The organism is Paenibacillus sp. 4624 (assembly GCF_050435065.1).
GTDB lineage: Bacteria > Bacillota > Bacilli > Paenibacillales > Paenibacillaceae > Paenibacillus > Paenibacillus amylolyticus_D.
This window is the reverse complement of the sequence record NZ_JBNDJR010000003.1, coordinates 1-18388: the sequence shown is the minus strand read 5'-3', so window position 1 is coordinate 18388 and position 18388 is coordinate 1. Positions and strand designations below refer to the sequence as shown.

The 18388-nt window shown below is 45.4% G+C and carries 20 protein-coding genes and 1 other annotated feature; of the genes, 2 read left to right on the top strand and 18 right to left on the bottom strand.

Translation table 11 applies throughout. The features are described from left to right. Positions 1-32: 32 nt before the first annotated feature. The 14 genes from ABIE27_RS07775 to ABIE27_RS07710 all read right to left on the bottom strand — a co-directional run bounded on the left by ABIE27_RS07775 (position 33) and on the right by ABIE27_RS07710 (position 11634). On the bottom strand, positions 33-212 hold the full coding sequence (locus ABIE27_RS07775; protein ID WP_090917248.1) for a DUF2768 family protein: 180 nt from the start codon (positions 210-212) through the stop codon (positions 33-35). A gap of 169 nt (positions 213-381) precedes the next feature. Beyond that, complete coding sequence (locus tag ABIE27_RS07770; RefSeq protein ID WP_123066006.1) at positions 382-657, bottom strand: stage VI sporulation protein F; 276 nt, start codon at positions 655-657, stop codon at positions 382-384. Between the two features lie 112 nt (positions 658-769). Next, on the bottom strand, positions 770-1810 hold the full coding sequence (locus ABIE27_RS07765) for an NAD(P)H-dependent glycerol-3-phosphate dehydrogenase (RefSeq protein ID WP_123066005.1): 1041 nt from the start codon (positions 1808-1810) through the stop codon (positions 770-772). After that, a complete protein-coding gene (gene plsY, locus ABIE27_RS07760; protein WP_123066004.1) occupies positions 1803-2426 on the bottom strand; it encodes a glycerol-3-phosphate 1-O-acyltransferase PlsY in 624 nt (207 codons plus the stop codon). Before plsY ends, ABIE27_RS07765 begins: the two co-directional genes overlap by 8 nt. Before the next feature lie 11 nt (positions 2427-2437). Beyond that, entirely contained in the window at positions 2438-3760 is a 1323-nt protein-coding gene (gene der / locus ABIE27_RS07755; protein ID WP_090917256.1) for a ribosome biogenesis GTPase Der, read from the bottom strand. Positions 3761-3954: 194 nt separating this feature from the next. Continuing rightward, positions 3955-5169, bottom strand: a complete 1215-nt coding sequence (gene rpsA / locus ABIE27_RS07750; RefSeq protein WP_123066003.1) for a 30S ribosomal protein S1 — start codon at positions 5167-5169, stop codon at positions 3955-3957. A 136-nt stretch (positions 5170-5305) separates the two neighbouring features. After that, a complete protein-coding gene (locus ABIE27_RS07745; RefSeq protein WP_123066002.1) occupies positions 5306-5893 on the bottom strand; it encodes a lysophospholipid acyltransferase family protein in 588 nt (195 codons plus the stop codon). Next, positions 5890-6594, bottom strand: coding sequence for a (d)CMP kinase (gene cmk, locus ABIE27_RS07740; RefSeq protein ID WP_123066001.1), 705 nt, complete (start codon positions 6592-6594; stop codon positions 5890-5892). Before cmk ends, ABIE27_RS07745 begins: the two co-directional genes overlap by 4 nt. 103 nt (positions 6595-6697) lie before the next feature. Beyond that, a complete protein-coding gene (locus ABIE27_RS07735) occupies positions 6698-6922 on the bottom strand; it encodes a hypothetical protein (protein WP_123066000.1) in 225 nt (74 codons plus the stop codon). Positions 6923-6985: 63 nt separating this feature from the next. Beyond that, complete coding sequence (locus ABIE27_RS07730; protein ID WP_123066135.1) at positions 6986-7639, bottom strand: flagellar brake protein; 654 nt, start codon at positions 7637-7639, stop codon at positions 6986-6988. 150 nt (positions 7640-7789) lie between these two features. Continuing rightward, on the bottom strand, positions 7790-9136 hold the full coding sequence (gene ypeB, locus ABIE27_RS07725) for a germination protein YpeB (RefSeq protein WP_429350268.1): 1347 nt from the start codon (positions 9134-9136) through the stop codon (positions 7790-7792). A gap of 615 nt (positions 9137-9751) precedes the next feature. After that, on the bottom strand, positions 9752-10438 hold the full coding sequence (prsW, locus tag ABIE27_RS07720; RefSeq protein WP_123065997.1) for a glutamic-type intramembrane protease PrsW: 687 nt from the start codon (positions 10436-10438) through the stop codon (positions 9752-9754). Between the two features lie 42 nt (positions 10439-10480). Further along, on the bottom strand, positions 10481-11095 hold the full coding sequence (locus ABIE27_RS07715; RefSeq protein WP_123065996.1) for a genetic competence negative regulator: 615 nt from the start codon (positions 11093-11095) through the stop codon (positions 10481-10483). A 188-nt stretch (positions 11096-11283) separates the two neighbouring features. Further along, positions 11284-11634, bottom strand: coding sequence for a hypothetical protein (locus ABIE27_RS07710; protein WP_429350267.1), 351 nt, complete (start codon positions 11632-11634; stop codon positions 11284-11286). 187 nt (positions 11635-11821) lie between these two features. On the opposite strand from ABIE27_RS07710, the gene ABIE27_RS07705 reads away from it, so the two are divergent. Then, positions 11822-12640 (top strand): polysaccharide deacetylase family protein, encoded by an 819-nt coding sequence (locus tag ABIE27_RS07705; protein ID WP_429350266.1) that lies wholly within the window; start codon positions 11822-11824, stop codon positions 12638-12640. Between the two features lie 65 nt (positions 12641-12705). On the opposite strand, the gene ABIE27_RS07700 is transcribed toward ABIE27_RS07705, so the two are convergent. The 3 genes from ABIE27_RS07700 to ABIE27_RS07690 all read right to left on the bottom strand — a co-directional run bounded on the left by ABIE27_RS07700 (position 12706) and on the right by ABIE27_RS07690 (position 14566). Next, a complete protein-coding gene (locus ABIE27_RS07700) occupies positions 12706-13443 on the bottom strand; it encodes a metallophosphoesterase (protein WP_429350265.1) in 738 nt (245 codons plus the stop codon). Positions 13444-13523: 80 nt separating this feature from the next. Continuing rightward, positions 13524-13976 carry a hypothetical protein gene (locus ABIE27_RS07695; RefSeq protein ID WP_151458103.1) on the bottom strand — a complete coding sequence of 151 codons (453 nt, stop codon included), beginning with the start codon at positions 13974-13976 and terminating at the stop codon, positions 13524-13526. Further along, positions 13973-14566, bottom strand: coding sequence for a CPBP family intramembrane glutamic endopeptidase (locus ABIE27_RS07690; protein WP_123065991.1), 594 nt, complete (start codon positions 14564-14566; stop codon positions 13973-13975). The genes ABIE27_RS07695 and ABIE27_RS07690 overlap by 4 nt, the downstream gene beginning before the upstream one ends. Positions 14567-14895: 329 nt before the next feature. Beyond that, positions 14896-15126 (top strand) — a binding site (T-box leader). A 203-nt stretch (positions 15127-15329) separates the two neighbouring features. On the opposite strand from ABIE27_RS07690, the gene serA reads away from it, so the two are divergent. Next, positions 15330-16925, top strand: coding sequence for a phosphoglycerate dehydrogenase (gene serA, locus ABIE27_RS07685; protein WP_090917287.1), 1596 nt, complete (start codon positions 15330-15332; stop codon positions 16923-16925). 83 nt (positions 16926-17008) lie between these two features. Here serA and ABIE27_RS07680 read toward each other — a convergent pair. Further along, positions 17009-18388, bottom strand: a 1380-nt coding sequence (locus tag ABIE27_RS07680; RefSeq protein ID WP_429350264.1) for a BclA C-terminal domain-containing protein, incomplete at its 5' end; no start/stop codon positions are given.

Sequence of the window (18388 nt, the reverse complement as noted above, 5' to 3'; positions counted from 1 at the left end):
TTATGCGGATGTTCTCTCTCCTATGCTAAAATTTAAGTCAGAGAAGCGATTCCACCAAAAAATCCGATGAGCATAATTAAAAATGCTATGATCGAAAGAATACCCCGCACGAATCCTTTTGTTTTGGCACGAGCAAATGTAATCAAAAATACAGATAATCCCATAATGAGGATAGCAACTAATGATAGCCACATCTTGTCCATTGCGCTCATAAACCAGCAGTCTCCCCTTCAATCCGATATTCATCACGTAATTGTGACAATTGCAATCATTATAACATGAAATCGAACGTATTTTTCCTATAAAAAGACAAAAAAGCAAGCCAGCTTCCGCTGGCTCACTTTCGTTATGCTTCATCCCTACACAAGTAGGCACGATCTATTATTTTTTCATCATCATCTTCATTAACGATTCCATACTGCTTGGATTCAGCCCGCTTTTCTTGACTGCACTCACAATATCCTGAACTGTATCCTCAGATACCGGTATTTTCGCCATGGCGGATACTTGTTTAATCAACTGGCGCAACTGAGCCTCATTCTGCATCGTCGTTGGTTTCACAGTGCTTGCCAGCTTTTTGACAGCTCCTTCAGTGATCGTTTTGCCTGTCTTTTTGTTGATGGCTTTCAGCGCTTCTTTCGAAATGTTGTTACCCATTCGTCTCCCCTCCTCCGGCAATACTCATGTGTATAGTATGAGTGTGCCTGGGAAAAGGTGATTACGCAGCATCATTTTAAACTAGGCCAATAACGATATTTAAACTATTAACTCAGGAATGCCATTGCTCCCAAGTTTCCAGCTTCATCACTTCCATCTCCGTTTTCGGATCACGCCCCATCAATGCTTCAACGGCATCACGCGGCTGCCGATTCTGAAATAAAACATGATACAATTGATCCGCAATTGGCATCTGAACACCATACTTCTGGGATATAAAATAGGCTGCCTTGGTAGTTCGAATGCCTTCGACTACCATGCCCATGGATTGAAGCACATCATCCAGCTTCTGTCCCTGTCCCAGCATAGATCCCGCTCTCCAGTTCCGACTGTGCTGACTTGTAGCTGTTACAACCAGATCGCCGATTCCCGCGAGTCCAGAAAACGTTAATGGATTAGCTCCCATCTCAACACCGATTCGAGTAATCTCGGCAAGTCCACGGGTTAACAACGCTGCCTTGGCATTATCTCCAAACTGCAGACCATCAGACATACCTGCCCCGAGCGCGATAATATTTTTGAAAGCCCCCGCTAGTTCAACTCCAAGCATATCCCGGTTTGTGTACACACGAAAATAGGCATTCATAAACAATCCCTGAACAGCCTCCGCAGATGATTTATCCAATGAAGCCACAACCACGGTGGTTGGACAGCGCTTCACCACTTCTTCAGCATGACTTGGACCAGACAATACTACGATGTGCCCTTCTTCACATTCAAGCTCTTCGGAGATCACCGTAGACATCCGTTTCAGACTTTCCGTCTCAAAGCCCTTCGTTGCATGAATAATCAGCATATCGGGTGTATAGAAAGGTTTAAACTGATGTGTAACCGCACGCATCGCAGACGAAGGCGCCACAATTAACACAGCCGCCGCACCTGCAACCGCAGCTTCCATATCACTGGTTGCGCGAATGCGAGAAGACAGCTCTGCACCCGGAAGATAACGTGCATTCGTGTGCTGTGTATTGATCTCCGCCGCCTGTTCTTCACTACGTGTCCACATCACCACATCCAGTTCGTTTGCGGCGAGTACACTGGCCAAGGCAGTTCCCCAACTGCCTGCAACCAGTACGGCAACTTTTTTAGACAACGCGTTTCCCCCCTCCAGGGTTCTTTGATCCCAATTTATTTTCCTGTCCTTTGGCGAGCTTCGCAATGTTCGTACGATGTCTCCAGAATGCAAACAGACAAATAATCAGACTGCCCCAGAAGATACTCATTGAATACCCAGGCAGGATCAAGATGAAAACAGGAGTCAGTGCTACAAAAATTAAAGAACCCAGTGAAACATAACGTGTCAGAACGATGGACAGAATGGCGATGATCCCGGCATAAAGCGCAGGCAGGAAAGCCAAGCTTACCAATACTCCAATCGCAGTAGCAATCCCTTTGCCTCCGCGAAAATTGAAATAAAGTGGCCAATTATGACCTGCAATGGCAGCAATACCACTGAATGCAGCAATCCATGGAGACCCGTCACTTAACCATATGCCAATCCATACCGCAGCAATACCTTTGATTACATCCAGTAACAGAACTGCAACAGCCGGCCCTTTACCCAGAATACGCAGCGTATTCGTTGCCCCGGCATTACCGCTCCCGTGTTGACGTATATCAATCCCCCGTATTGCTTTTGCAAGAAGAACACTAAAACTGATCGAACCAAGCAGGTAGCTCAGTACAATAGCTGCGATGGATAAAATCACAAACTTCTCCCCTAACCTTCGTCGGACTTCCTCCGAGTAAATATGCGAATTGGTGTACCTTCGAAATCAAACGCTGCACGGATTTTATTCTCCAGGTAACGCTCATACGAGAAGTGCATCAATTCTGGGTCGTTGACAAAAATAACCATAGTCGGCGGTTTGACCGCAACCTGAGTCACATAGTTAATTCTCATTCTCCGCCCTTTATCCGTTGGCGGTGGATTAATTGCTACAGCATCCGATACCACATCATTAAGCAGATGTGTCTGAACACGCAAAGAATGCTGTTCTGCTACACGCTGTACCACTGGCAGCAATTTTTGTAAGCGTTGTTTTGTCAGTGCCGACAAAAAGACAACCGGAGCATAGGTCATAAAGAGGAAATGATCCCGAATTTTCGTTTCAAATTCCTTCATTGTTTTGTCCGTTTTCTCCACAACATCCCATTTGTTTACCACGAACAAGGAAGCTTTACCCGCTTCATACGCATAACCGGCAATGTGCTTGTCCTGTTCAATAATGCCTTCTTGACCGTTAATAACAATCAGAACAACGTCGGCACGCTCAATGGCACGCATCGCACGCATTACGCTGTATTTCTCCGTCGTTTCATATACTTTACCGCGCTTCCGCATACCCGCCGTATCAATCAGCACGTAACGTTGCCCGTCTTTTTCAAAAGGAGTGTCAATTGCATCACGAGTTGTACCGGCTACGTCACTGACGATAACACGTTCCTCACCGAGGATAGCGTTCACAAGTGAAGATTTACCCACATTAGGTCGGCCGATCAGAGCTACACGAATTACATCCTCATCGTATGTCTCTTCCTCAAGTTCAGGCAATTTCTCCACAATCGCATCAAGCAAGTCACCAATTCCCGTACCGTGACTGCCGGATACCCCGATCGGATCACCAAAACCGAAGCCATAAAACTCATAAATCAGCTCACTACGCCCAATGTTATCCACTTTGTTTACAGCTACAACGATCGGTTTGCCTGAGCGATAAAGCATCTCAGCAACTTCTTCGTCGGATTGCGTAATGCCTGCCTTGGCATCACACATAAACACAATAACATCTGCTTCTTCAATCGCAAGCTCCGCCTGCATGCGAATGGATTTCATAATGACGTCCTCGCCGTCAATTTCGATACCACCTGTATCAATAATACTGAATGCTTTTCCGTTCCATTCACCGATTCCGTAAATTCGGTCACGGGTAATGCCCGGCTTATCTTCCACAATGGCCAGTCTGTCGCCGATAATCCGATTGAAAATGGTGGATTTACCCACGTTTGGTCGGCCGACAATTGCCACAACTGGTCTTGCCATACATTCCACTCCTCCTGTCCATACTTACGTTACTCATCATAGCAAAAAAGCTATGGCTTGGCTAACGTTTCGTAACGAATTGAAACGTTATTCTTCCAATAACAACAATCGGCGAACCCGCTGGGGCTCGCCGATCTTGCTTTTATTGTTCAGCAAAATATGCAGTATATAACTAAGAACCATGCATTTATAACTTATTTGAATTTGCTGAGTTTGTCACCAAACAGTTCGCCGAGCGTAGTGCTCATCCCTTGATTGTTCAAGGAAACGTTCGGATTGTTGATTTCTTCACGTGGAGCGTTGTTTCTTGCTGGACGCTCTGATTTTTGTGGTTGAGCAGGAGCTTCTTCTGTTTCTTTGATGCTCAAGCTTACACGTTGTTCAGCAGGGTTCATGTCCAAGATTTTCACTTGAACTTCTTGACCTTCTTTCAGCACTTCATGTGGAGTGCCAATGTGTTTGTGGGAGATTTGTGAAATATGCACAAGACCCTCAACACCAGGAGCGATTTCAACAAATGCACCGAAATCAACCAGACGTTTTACAACACCTGTTACGATATCACTTGTGTTGAATTTGTCGCCAGCTGTTTCCCAAGGACCTGGTTGAACAGCTTTCATGCTCAGGCTGATTTTACCTTTTTCAGGATCAACTTTCAGCACTTTAACATTTACTTTGTCCCCTTCGGACAATACATCGGATGGTTTGTCAACGTGAGTCCAAGCCAGCTCGGATACGTGTACCAAACCGTCAACTCCGCCTACATCAACGAAAGCACCGAATTGAGTCAAACGTTGAACTGTACCTTCAATGACTTGACCTTCTTGCAAACCAGCCATTACTTGAGCTTTGTTTGCTTCGAATTCTTGCTCCAGAACGTCTTTTTGGGAAAGGATCACTTTGTTGTTCTCACGATCGATCTCTTTCACTTTAACGCGCAGTGTGCGGCCTTTGTAGTCGCTAAAGTCTTCAACGAAATGACGCTCAACCATGGAAGCCGGGATAAATCCACGAACGCCCACGTCTGCAACCAAACCGCCTTTAACCACATCACCTACAACAACTTCGAACACGTCTTGGTCTTCAAAGTGCTTTTGCAGTTGCTCCCAAGCGTTCTCACTGTCGATCGCACGTTTGGACAGAACGAGTTTTTCTTTCTCGTCGTCGATGCTAAGAACTTTAGCTTCAACTTCTTGTCCAACTTCTACTGCTTCAGACGCGCTGTCTACGTGAAGCGAAGACAGTTCACGAATTGGAATAACACCGTCATATTTATATCCAATGCTTACATAAGCTTGGTTATCTTCCAATTTGACGATGGTTCCTTTTACAGTATCTCCTTTTTTCAAGGAAACGAATTGATCCAACTCATCTTGGGTTGCTTCTTGATTTTTCATTTCTTCCGACATGTCAAATACCCTCCTCAATTCAAAAACCCCATTATATTCAAACCTGCCTTGGCAGAGTTCAAAACACTTTCATGCAAATGCGCTTCACATAGCATTCCTCAAAAATATGGAAACATGCACTCACAGTAGACCTGCCTTATTTACTAGGCTCGCCTGTTTTCACCATTTCGTTAATTTTGGACATGATTTTCTCGGTAGCTCTTTCCAAAGCATCTCCGGAAGTGTCTTCCTTGAACTCGTCCAAATTGACCGGTGCGCCATATACCACTTTCATCTTATGAAAAAGCTTGTAGTTGCCGATAATAGCAGTAGGGATTACAGTAGCACCGCTGCGGAGAGCAAAACTCGCTGCTCCTTTTTTACCAATTCCACCATCATTGTGACGGCTTCCCGACGGGAAAATGCCAAGCACTTCACCACCACGCAAAATATTGAGTGAGGTTTTGATGGATTCTTTGCTGACGCCTCCTCGCTTTACGGGGAAGGCACCGACAGCTTTAATGATTCGGCCAAATACCGGAACATCAAACAGTTCGCTTTTAGCCATAAATCTCACTTGACGGCGAATTTTGATGCCAACGGTTGGCGGATCAAAGTTACTGATATGATTGGAGCATAAAAGTACACCGCCGTCTTCCGGGATATTTTCCCGTCCAACTGCCTCCAGGCGAAAAAGAATGGTATACATGATCCGCAGTACAGTCTTGCAAAAGGTGTAAATCATAAACCGCTCTCTCCTCTGACCATTGTGCAATAAGATACGATTTTGTCAACCACTTCATGGATATTCATCTTCGTTGTATCCAGGACAATCGCGTCCTCTGCACAACGAAGCGGGGAAACTTCCCGGTTCTCATCCAGTTTATCACGGGTGGCAATGTCTCGCTCCAGTTGCTCCAACGTCAGCCCATCGGATGGTTCCAGTTCTTTGAAGCGGCGAAGTGCGCGCTCCTGCACACTGGCAGTCATAAAAATTTTCACTTCCGCATCGGGCAATACAGTGGTTCCGATATCGCGCCCATCCATGACGACGCCCTTGCGCAAAGCCATTTGCCGCTGAGTATCCACTAATTGTGTACGCAGCCCCTCGATTTGCGCATATCGAGACACGATTCCCGTTACTTCACGGGAGCGGATTTCCGAGGTAACATCCTCGCCATTACAGAACACTTTCTGTCCACCCCGATCCGGTTGTAAATCAATAACCAAATCTTGAGCTTCTTGAAGTACCTGAGTCATATCTTCCGGAGATATATCTTTCCGAATCATATGCAAGGATACTGCACGGTACATTGCGCCTGTATCGACATAAATGTATCCGAGTTCCTCTGCAACCAAGCGGGCCACCGTGCTTTTTCCGGCACCAGCAGGTCCGTCAATTGCAACGTTCATCTTCCCGTCTTCTGATGTGTTCTGGCTAGCCAACGGGGCATTCCTCCTCAAACGATAAACCTCAATAAAAAAACAGGCATTGCCTGCATCGTGAAAATTATACCACACTCTACACATGGATGCAAAAACAGACAAATCAGCCAATCCGGTCTTTGCTGTTACGCTGCATATGAATCGGGGTACCTTCCAGCCGGTCAATCGTTGTCATTATTTTCTTCAAATCAGGGATAAGCAGTAACAACTGGCAAAGGATAACGAGGATCAGGAGAACGCCAATGAACAGCAGCGCACTTCGTTCCAAGCGTTTTGATATCCTACAATAAATGTGTTCAACGTTGCGCGCATCCGATCGTTTCTTCATAGCAACATTCTCCGTTTTTGCCTTACGTTGCCCAGCACTGAACAGGTTTATGCCTGTACACGTCTATTTCATCCGATAATCCAGTTGCCGCTCAAAGCAAAATTTGATGACCTTCTGACGTTCTGAATCCGTAATCTGTGAAAATTTCAGCATACCGAGCTCACGGCCCGATTCCAGCTTTTTAATGCGCACTACCTCGGCTTCGAATTGAACATGGTCAATTGACCCATTGCGATAAGGAACCAATAGCCAGCATTTCAGCTTTTGTTCTTCCTGCACTTTGACATCAGGCTCGATGTATATAGATAATCCTCCGCCTCCGATGTCCTCAGTCAGCACGACTGCCCTTGTAAGGTCATCACATTGAACCGCCAATTCAAGACTGGCGTGAACGCGAAGAAAGCTACGGCGCTGAATTTTGGAAATCTCATCAGGAAGCGGTTTTCGAATGCGAACCAGACGAACGACATCTTCCTCAAACCCTGTCACGTAAGTATTAAAATAATGGCGGACTCCACTCTCGTTCATATACGATATGGACAATTCTTCTCCGAAAAAGAGTCTTTTCAAACGACTGTTCCCCTGTTGCATCGGAACTTCAATTAAAAAACTGTCATCATCGGTATCTGCGATACGCGATTTATATTCTTTATGTTCCTCTTTTTCGTCAGCCGATGCGATCTGGATATATAACACTTCGTTTATTTTAGGAAACAATCGGTTCACCGCCACTTATGTATTTATCTTTGTATTTGCAAGGACTATTATACCATGACCTTTCTCACATGGAACAAGAAAAAACAGACCATTGCTATGGTCTGCTTTCGCATCATTACTTTCGACAATACGCATTCTGCTAATACGATTCTAGGAAGTTGCATTCACCGGCTTAATCTCCTCAACCGCTTCTTCCATTCCTGTATTGGCATTAATGTAGATCCGGTAACGCGAACCGTTGATCCGTCCCCCGAATTCATAACAGAGCACTTCTTTGCTGTAGTCATTCTCAATCAACGATTTGCGCACATAATTTTCTTTGAAATCTGAATTCAATTTTTTACGTGCCTGCTCAGCCGTCAGTTTTGCTTTTGGGATCTGACGTTTGTCGTTATGCTCATACACATAGTCGCTTGCCTGAAAGCCGGTAACTTCCCCCGTATCCAGACCTACACGTACAGACATCTTTTCTGGATAAATTAATGTATCTCCTTGCTTGTGCACATACGTGATGTTCGCCAAATTACCGAATTCATCGTAGTTGACAGCTTTCATATCCTTATATCCTTTATTGACTAGGAACTGATCCGCTTGTTCCATAGCCTCTTGACGCGACACTTTTTTTGCTCCCACTGTCCTGGTGTCGCTGTACGAGATAAGCTTTCCGCCATTGCGCGTAAAGTCCATCATCAACTTCCCGTTTCTGGCATGCTGGGTGGTGGCGGTATATGATTCCCAGTCCGTCCCTTTACCGTTCTCCTGAACCTGAATCTTACCACTTTCCACATTTGAGAATTGGGCGGCCTTCTCCTGAATTTGCTCTTTGGAAACAGGCATTCCACTAAGCTTCTTCACAGAGCGTTTGGTGAACATATTGGAAACGGAAGGGCCCCAATCCAGTTCGGGGTAGTCTTTTACCTTTTTATTTACGGTCCGGAAGCCGTCCACGATGGAATTATCATTTGTCTGCTCCTGAGTTGCCATAACGGTCTCAGCGTCCATCCAGCGCAAACGATCAGCTAACACTTTCTGTTGCACTTCCTTCAGACTATTTTTAATCTCTGAAGAATTTTGATACAGTGTCTTTAGATTACCCATTTCCTTCTTACTGAGCGGCTCATTTGTCAGGTCACGCATGGATGCCTGATACGCAAATTTTGAGATACGTGAGAGGAACTCCTCCGTCTCATTGAAGGGAAGCATGCCTAGCGGCAGTTGATTAATTTCATTCTGAGCTTCGCTAGTAAGCCTCCACACATTCATCAACCCTTTGCGATGCATACCCTGTGAGCTTGAATGTACAGCAAGCGTGTTACCAATCTCCGAATGTAATTTGTCCATATGGAATGAGAGGTCGTGAAATGCACGCTGATATTGATTTTCTGCCTTGATCAGTATCGCATTCTTCTCCTGGTTCTCCTGATAACCCCACACAAGCGCGCCGATCAGGAGAACTGCAAATATCGGAAACATGACTGAACTTAATCGTTTATACACGGTAGATTCTCCTTTCTTCTAGGGTGTGTCTGAAAACATTGAAGGAAGCAGATTTTGCCGAATTTTCTCCAAGCCAGGAAGTTTACCGCAGGCGTGCCGGGGCACGTCAAGGGAAAGTGACGCAGCAGGGGCGAAAAGGTGGTAAAAGATGCACTTCAGTGGATTTCAAGACACGCCTTGACCACTGCCTTTATTGTGGATCGAAGAAAGTCCTCTTATGCATGCGATTTCCAGCTGGAACGAAATTTGCCTTTAACGGATGTACCTCAGTCTTTTTTTGTGAGGCTTCAAGAGATCATTTTAATGGAGCATAAAGTCCGATTAGTGCAATATATAGTTCGTAGCCATGCCCTCTTCCTCAATGTCAAATTGATCCTTGTTATCGCAAAGGCATTGTTTAAACCCCGTATCAATACGCCCCCGTTCTTTCTTGCCTCTTAACGTAAAACGTTCGCCACATTGCTTGCATCTAATTTTTATTTTGATTCTTGTCATTTGATATCCCCGTTTCATATCGTCGTACCCCTGTTTTCTAGAACACAAAAAGACACACCGGGGTCTGCGCTTTAAACGCTTTATGTCCACCAGTGTGTCCGTATTTTTAATAATTTAATCTCATCCCTCTCGTTTCACGAAACGAAACGGAGAACGGTTGTTAGCCCGTGTAATCTTGCCTATTGCTCCATACCACAGACCCGCCATCAGAGGCGCGATGAACCACAACCAATGATTCACCATCATATTCATGATAACATCGTACAATGCATGCCAGAAAAATGGCAGAATCAGAGACAGACTGAGATACCATCGTTTCTTCTTCGTATCATCAATGAATTTGGCCTTGCCCATGTAATATCCCATAATAACGGCAAACATTGCATGACCCGATACGGGCAGAAGGGCCCTTAGGAACATACCTGACACGGAGGCATTGCCTGCAAATGCGTACAGCACATTTTCCACTGTAGCGAAGCCCAACGATACAGCAACGGAATATAAAATCCCGTCATACGGCTCGTCAAATTCGGTGTGATTATAGATAATGTGGTAGATCACAAACCATTTGGCAAACTCCTCAACCCCGCCCGAGATTAAGATGGATTCGAGCAGGGGACTATCTCCAAGCCACAGCATCATGCCTCGCTGAACAATCATCACGGGCAGAACGATCAGAATACCCATGAGAAATACTCTCAGAATCATGTGAAGTGGTTCATAATCATACCGGTCTTTAAGATAAAAGTATGTTAACAAGGCGAGACCCGGAGCAACTGCTGCAGCTAGAAGCGAAAACAAAAGCACCGAAATTCCCTCCCCTGAATAGTGACGCGATGATAACGATGTTTAATCCTGACGTTTGAAGTGTGTGCAGATGACATCAATCGCTTGTTCAGGAATAACGACCTTTCCATACTCTTCCATAACAGCCGGAGTGACCGAAGAACCTTCTCCAAATTCAGCCAGCAAAGCAATTAATGCGGCGTGTTTGGTGGTGTCCACATCATCCGGTTCAAAATGTAAGAACCATTTATCTTTATAAGAATACAGTTTCCCCGCATCCGTAACATGTTGACGTAACATATGGGCAGCTTCAATCAGCACCTCAAAATCCTTAAAAGCGTATACGATGGAGTCACTTTGCTCCAGTGTAACTTCCATTTCATATACTTCTTCAGGAAGATCATCTTCATGACCTGAACCATATTGTTGCGGATCATATTTTCCACGAGTAACGATGACAACCATCCCTTGAGCGGGAAGTGCGAATACTTCAACAGCCAGCGGACCTGTAGCATCAAAGCCAAGTTCAGAATAAGCCTGGTCCATCATTTCAGTGAACAGTTCATGTACCTTCGGTAATTCCTGCCACATATCTTCTTTTTGTATTCCGCGCTCGCTCAGATCGTCAAAGGTCAGGAAAATCCGTATCTTATCATGACTTAGTCGTTCTATTTTCATACAGGATCTCCCCTTTATAAGCAAGTCTTATAACAGATTATGAAGCACAAAACAATATGTGCTGAAAATAAATCTATGTAGTTATGTTATCATTTTATACCTATAAATGCACGCAGTAAAATCAACAAAAAAAAGAATCAATCCACATCAAATCAAGACTGTGGATGATTCTTACTGGATGCTGTGGGTTACAAACCCGGTACTGTTGTATTTGTTTGACTTAAAATTTGCTCTACCTCATGTTTAACATCCGGGTTGGTCCGAATAAAATCTTTAAGCATATTCATGTTTTCTTCTTTTTCTTTTGGTGAGATCACTCTGCTGGTTTTTGATGCCGCCTTGTGCGGTTCACCATGATGATCCGGTTTGTTGCTGAAGCTGTCCATGCCTGGGAAAGTCATTTCCATCATTTTATGTTTGGCCTGATCCACCATGTTTCGAGATGATCCTGAAGACAACATGGGCATTCTGCCTTTAGCTAACCAAGAACTGGCTGCAACACCAACGACTATACCCCAGAAAAAGGATGACGCCTTCATTACACCAACCTCCTTTAAGTGTTAAAATCAAAAGTAGTGTTTGCTGTAAAAGACAATCTCATTCCGCATAAATACAGGAAAGTGAGCTGAGAAAATGTTGAAACACGCCACCTCGCTGTTACTGTTCACCAGCATGTTGCTATCAGCATGCAGTGCACAGAATCAATCTGCTCCTGATCCCGAGGACATGAAAGAAGATAATGCTGTCATTTTTGTTAAGAGCAAAGATGAAGCAAGCCCGAGTACCGGACCCCAGATTGAAAATACGGAGACAGATTCAGTAATTCATCCTGAAACAAACACAAATAAAACTGGCAATAAGCCAGAAATCCCATCCAAGGACACAAATTCAAGCGAAGTGTCTATTAAGAAGAAATATCATATGAATTCCAGTTATGTTATTCAACCCAATGATGAGTCTTCGCCTGCTAAAGTGGTCTTGTTAACCTTTGACGATGGGCCAAAAGACAAAGACATGATTACCTCACTTATAGATACACTGGATAAACATCATGCAAAAGCCATATTCTTTGTTAATGGAAACCGCGTCAAACGTCAACCGAAGTTGTTGAAAATGATTCATGATCGAGAGCAGATCATCGGTAACCACGCTTGGGATCATGAAGATTTGCAGAAAATGTCAAGTTCAAAAGCCAAGAAACAGGTCACTGACGTTCAACAGATTGTGAAAGACATCATCGGTGAAAAACCTCAGTTTTTCAGGCCCCCTTTTGGCTCAGGTAATGATGCACTGAAAGATGCCGTCAAAGAAGAGGGAATGTTGTATATGACATGGTCAAACGGATCACTCGATTGGGATAAGAGCACTAAAAACAGACCAGAAAAAGTGATCCAGAATGTCCTAGATCAGCTTCACCCTGGAAGTAATATTCTGATGCATGAATTACCCTGGACGGTCGATGCTCTGGACGAGTTATTAACATCGCTTGAGAAGAAAGGTTATTCCTTTGTTGATCCGCGTGCGATCGAGTTACAATCCCGTTAATAACTCCCATTCCTAAGGCTGCTGCATTGCGAGAAATATGTAATGGTCGACAAACAGCCCCGATCTTATTGATCAGGGCTGTTTGTTATAGGAACACGTAAAGTGATGAGATGTATCTCTGCGGGACAACCTAACCTGAGGGGAAGGTGGTTTGTACCAAACCCCCGGCTTACAAGCAACTTTCCTGAACGGGTATCTTCATCGCTACGTTTTAATGAAAACCAGCCGCTTTTTACAGCCCGATAAGCCTTACTCAGCAATACTGGCCCTAATACAGGAAAAACGATTTGTCCTCCATGGGTATGGCCACTCAGTACCAGATCTACATCTAGGTCTAACCGTAATACTTCCAAAGGATCGTGAACCAATACGATTGTGGAGCAATTATCCTTCGTATCGTGCAACAATTTCGTTGCCTGTTTTGAACGATAATCTAATCCGACCAACCGGACATGTTCCGTTCCTTTTTGCAAATATACAGCCTGATCTTGAAGGAGCTGCACACTCGAATCATCCAGAAGTCTCGATAAATGAGCCCCGTCTGCTTTTTTGTCATGATTTCCATATACAGCATAGGAAGGAGCCAACCTTGATAAAAGCTTCATATTTTGTCTGACAATCGACCAGGATATTCCCTCTTCAGCTATATCGCCCCCGATGAGGACCCAATCGGCTCTACCCTTCAACTGCTCAACTTCTTTTGTTTTCAACAATCTTGAGTGAGTGTCTGATAAAAAAATAATTGTGGCTCCGTCGAACGAGGCTGGCAGATAGGCAAGTTCCACTTCATCCTTTGTAATCACAGTTGTATGAGCTTCTCTCCACATATGAAAGAGAAGCCATACCACTACCACCAACATGAGAAAGGCTAAACTAACTAGCGTTACCACGGTAATGGGAGGAATGTGTTTAAAGGAGGGGCTCCCTTAATTCCCCACCACACCAAACCAACGGTTAACATAATAAAAATAAAAATCAGTGAATTGACAAATCTTTTGCTTAATCTCAAACGGCGTGAAGGGTGTAGCTCAGTTCGAGTGGGCAAAGAGCTCGCTTCGGAAACTGAACTTTCCTTCTGGTTTGCCGTTTTCTTGGAGCGACTAGGTGCTCGTTGCGGTAATACCGGACTCTCCAGTGCGGATGCACTCGACCCACGTTGTGATCTCGGCAACGAAATTGAAGTAATTGGTGGTACTCCCACTGTTTCGGCAGCAACCGCCGTTTCAGCAACGAAACTTGTCTGTGAAGTCGAGTTCCGCCCGGTTTTCTCTTTATTGTCCGAGTGACGCTGACGTTGGCTGCCATATGTTTTCATCCTGCTTAATGGCTGACTCATGATCCCCTCCGAAAACGTATCGCTAATCCGGATACTAGGTCAATAATAAAATGACACAGAATCGGTGCCCATAATGTGCCCGACTGCAAATAAATAAAGCCCAATCCATAACTTGACACAAACACCCATCCTGTAGGAATCCAGTGACGAAGATAACGAATATGAATAACAGCAAATAAAATACTTGTCCAATACGGACCAATTGCGTGTTGAATTGCGCCGCGGAACAGCAACTCCTCACATACAGCCACCAAGGCTGCTATACATACAATATGCCAGATTGGACGCCCGCGAAACAACAGTTCGTTAATACCCCCATCATCCATACTTTCCTGAGGTATGACATAGGAAAGAACCAAGTCCATGACAAGCATAATAGCAGCGAGACCAAGACCCCACCATAAAAACTGAAGATGATCAGGTAAGGCCAGGACTTCAAATAGATCCCTTTTCTGCAGCAAAATCCATACGATCCCTACAATCAAAGTAAGCCCTTGTGTAAAGTACAGGTTGATTAAGAGTAAACGTTCAGTTAATTGCTGCGGATCTGCCTTCTGAATTTTAAACTTCGGAAATTTCTTTTTTTTCATTGCATGCGTCTGTCCTCTTGAGTTATTTGATAACAATTTCATTGACCAATCCGATAGTATACTAAATGATAGCCAAAAAACCAATCCGGTTCAAGACCTGTCCCAAGTCCCGGTTGATTACCTCAAAACGTTACTTCATTAATGCAGTGAAATTCCTTTCACGAAACAGTATGTTTAAACATTTAAATCTCATTAAAATTTATTCTAAATAGACAGAAGATACTCTCTTAAGGTCCGGAAATCACAGCCTGCAACGTTAAGAATTAAAACATTTAAGCCTATTGACATGCTCATGTAAGCCATGATACATTATGAAAAAATTAGTTACGTCAAACACGATGATGGAAAAAAGACGTTGCTTTGTCTTTCAGAGAGCCGATGGTTGGTGAGAATCGGTGGCGAGCAGATGATCTTGAGCGCTCCTGAGTTATTGCATTGAAATTGGAGTAGGTGCAATCGGTTTAGACCCGTTATCCTCTTCGGTCTTCATTGACCGCTAAGACTGTCGTTGCGAAACGGCGGTGAATTAGGGTGGTACCACGACAACTCTCGTCCCTTATTGCGCAAGCAGTATGCGGATTGAGAGTTTTTTTGATTGTTTTTGATAAAAGAATCCTGTGGAATCACCCTGTAAGTTTACCCTGCCCCTCTGCTACGACACCGCGTTGTTGGAGGGAAGAATCACTTTGGTTTTAAGGAACGTCTCCTGCCGGAGAACAACCCTTGACGATTATAGATATACAAACCTAAGGAGGAAGAAACCATGTACAAAGTGTTAGTGTCGGATCCAATCAGTGATCTGGGAATTCAGCAACTGGTGGATGCAAGTGATGTCGTTGTCGAGAAGAAAACCGGACTTAGTGAAGATGAGCTTGTTGCCATTATCGGGGATTATGATGCTCTGCTCGTTCGTAGCCAGACTCGTGTTACTGAACGTATTATGACAGCTGGAACCAATCTTAAAGTGATTGGACGCGCAGGAGTTGGCGTAGATAATATTGAACTGGAACCTGCTACACAACGCGGTATCATTGTTATTAATGCACCTGACGGTAATACCATTACGACTTGTGAGCACACTTTTGCCATGATGATGGCACTGGCACGACACATTCCTCAAGCGTATGCTAAAACGATTCAGGGTACATGGGACCGTAAAACGTTCCTCGGTGTGGAATTAAGAAATAAAACACTCGGTGTACTCGGTATGGGAAGAATCGGCAGCGAAGTAGCCAAACGTGCCAAAGCTTTCGGAATGGACATTCTCGCCTATGACCCGTTCCTTACAGAGGAGCGTGCCGAGAAACTGCAAGTCAAGCTGGCAAGTGTTGATGATATTATCCGTAATGCGGACTTTATGACTGTACACACTCCACTCACACCAGAAACACGTCATATGATTTCCCGTCCGCAATTTGAAGTCATGAAAAAAGGCATGCGTATTATTAACTGCGCACGCGGCGGTGTAGTTGACGAAATGGCGCTTGTAGAGGCGATTGATGAAGGAATTGTTGCTGGAGCAGCATTCGACGTATTTGAAAGTGAACCACCTGCAGCAGATCATCCATTCCTGAATCATCCAAGCATTATCGTTACACCTCACTTGGGCGCATCAACGGTAGAGGCTCAAGAGAACGTTGCGATTGACGTATCTGAACAAGTTCTTCACATTCTTCGCAATGAACCATTTAAAAATGCGGTTAATATGCCAGCTGTCGCACCAACCGTTATGAACAAACTGCAACCATACTTTAAATTGGGTGAAACGCTAGGAAGTTTCGCAGCACAAATCACTCAAAATGCAGTCCAAGAGATTCGTATTGACTATGCTGGCGACCTGTCCGAAGTGGATACATCACCGCTCACTCGTTATATTGTGAAAGGCATTCTGGCAAGACATCTGGGCGGAGAAGCCAACATTGTCAACTCCATGCACTTGGCCAAAATTCGTGACCTGAATGTTGTTGTGAGCCAAACCTCTGCGACAAAAGGATTTACAAACCTAATTACCGTAACACTCGTGACAACTCAAGATGCTGAAGAACGCCGCGTGGCAGGTACGCTTCTTGCAGGATACGGCGAACGGATTGTTCGTCTTGATAAATTCCCTGTAGATATCGCACCGGAAAGCCATCAAATTTTGATCTCGCACAACGATAAACCGGGTATCATCGGACGTGTAGGTACTTTGCTTGGTCAAAATGATGTGAACATCGCATCCATGCAAGTTGGACGTAAAATTATTGGTGGTGCTGCGATCATGATCCTGACCGTTGATAAAGAAGTACCAAAAGATGTGCTGGTTCAACTTACGTCTCTTCCTGAACTGAATACAGCTGTTGAAATTGTACTCGGTTAATACGAAGGACTCATTAAATGTTACAAAAAAAGACGGGAACATAATGCTCCCGTCTTTTTTGCGTTCTGTGAGATTAAGGATAGTTAACTTAATTGAATAATCGTTAATGTTGCACCTGGTGGTGCAAGTACAGCCGTGGCCACAAGGCCGAAAAGCTGAAGTTGGATTGTCGAACCAGCAGTAACCGAGACGATGAATTCTGTTTGCAGTTGACTCAAGGAAAGCGCAGGCGAGACAACACTGGCTGGAATCGATGCACCATTGAGCAATACCCGGGATTGTACTAGAGCTGCAGCTGTTAAACTGATTTTGTAAGAAATAAAGTATCTTCCTGTGTTAGCCAAAGTAAACGTATCGCTAGAGCCATTGACCGTAATACCTGTTCCGATGTTTTGATTGTTTGTCAGTGGGATTAATGTACCACCCAAAAGAACAAGGATCGTACCACTCGTATTTTCAGCAAAAGCTGAAGTTGCTGTTACAGACGTACCTGTGGCTCCTGTCGCTCCGGTATCTCCCGTTGCTCCCGTTACACTTATGCCTGTAGCTCCGGTTGCGCCCGTAATGCTTACACCAGTGGCTCCCGTCACTCCGGCTGTGCCCGTTGCTCCCGTTGCCCCTGTAGCTCCGGTTGCACCCGTAATGCTTGCACCGGTGGCGCCTGTCTCTCCGGCTATACCCGTTGCTCCAGTCACCCCGGTTTCACCCGTCGCTCCCGTTGCCCCTGTAGCTCCGGTTGCACCCGTAATGCTTGCACCGGTGGCGCCGGTCACTCCGGCTGTACCCGTGGCTCCAGTTACACCTGTAGCTCCGGTTGCGCCCGTAATGCTTACACCGGTGGCTCCCGTAATGCTTACACCGGTGGCTCCCGTAATGCTTGCACCGGTGGCGCCAGTCACTCCGGCTGTGCCCGTGACTCCAGTTACCCCAGTTTCACCCGTTGCTCCCGTTGCCCCTGTAGCTCCGGTTGCACCCGTAATGCTTGCACCGGTGGCGCCAGTCACTCCGGCTGTGCCCGTGACTCCAGTTACCCCAGTTTCACCCGTTGCTCCCGTTGCCCCTGTAGCTCCGGTTGCACCCGTAATGCTTGCACCGGTGGCGCCGGTCACTCCGGCTGTACCCGTGGCTCCAGTTACACCTGTAGCTCCGGTTGCGCCCGTAATGCTTACACCGGTGGCTCCCGTCACCCCGGCTGTGCCCGTTGCACCGGTTTCACCAGTTGCTCCCGTCACTCCGGCTGTGCCCGTTGCACCAGTTTCACCAGTTGCTCCCGTCACTCCGGCTGTGCCCGTTGCACCAGTTTCACCAGTTGCTCCCGTTACACCGGTGGCTCCTGTTGCGCCCGTAATGCTTACACCGGTGGCTCCCGTCACTCCGGCTGTACCTGTTGCTCCTGTCACCCCAGTTTCGCCAGTCGCTCCTATTGCACCCGTGGCTCCAGTGACTCCAGCTGATCCGGTCGC